Annotated in this window: 1 protein-coding gene and 1 pseudogene; both read right to left on the bottom strand. The window is 70.5% G+C overall.

The features are described from left to right. Positions 1-430: alpha-E domain-containing protein (locus DMH03_RS41970; RefSeq protein ID WP_148106390.1), on the bottom strand; the 430-nt coding region annotated here is incomplete at its 3' end. A 12-nt stretch (positions 431-442) separates the two neighbouring features. After that, positions 443-674 (bottom strand): annotated as a pseudogene (locus DMH03_RS41965) (circularly permuted type 2 ATP-grasp protein); the annotation flags it as partial.

The following is a 674-nucleotide window of genomic DNA, read 5'->3' as shown; positions in this document are numbered from 1 at the left end:
CCAGCCCGGCGAACATCGCCGCGCGTTCCTCCACAAAGGACAGAAAGGCGTGCGTTCCGGCCCGGCGCGCGTACCGTTGCCTGTCCGGCACCGCGTTCCAGGTCGCGTTCAGGCATTCCCACAGCTCGGTCGAGACCACCTCGCGCGCGCCGCGCGTGTTCCCGCGGGCGGAGTTGCTCGAACCGACGATCGACGCCGGATTGTCCTTGGCGTAGGCGACCAGTTCGGTCAGCTTCCACACGTCGAGCGAATGCATCCCGTCCGGCGAGATGCCGAGGACGGCGAGCAGCTGGCGGCTCGCGTGGTCCGGGTCGACGCTCGCGTCTTCGAGCAGCTGGTGCACGGAGACGTTGAGGATGCGGGCGGTGTCGTCGGCGCGTTCGACGTAGCGGCCGCTCCAGTACAGCGATTCCGCGTTACGGGCTAGCACGGCCACCTCCCTTTAGGCCTGTTGCTGCTGTTGCTGCTGGGTCGGAGTCAGCTCGGGGCCCTGCGCGGCAACCAGTCCGTCCACTTCGGGCAGTGCGCGGAGCGCGGGGCGCTCCAGCGCCCGTTCCGCCGTCGAAGACCGCGGCGCCAGCACCCAGGTGGCCTTGGAACGGCCGCCCTGCGACGAGTTGACCCCCAGGCTGCCCTCCGGGAGCGCAGCCCTGGTCAGCCCGCGCGGCAGCACG

Origin of the sequence: Amycolatopsis sp. WAC 01376 (assembly GCF_003947415.1) — a bacterium.
In the GTDB taxonomy this organism is placed as follows: domain Bacteria; phylum Actinomycetota; class Actinomycetes; order Mycobacteriales; family Pseudonocardiaceae; genus Amycolatopsis.
This window is presented reverse-complemented; position numbering and strand designations above follow the sequence as displayed.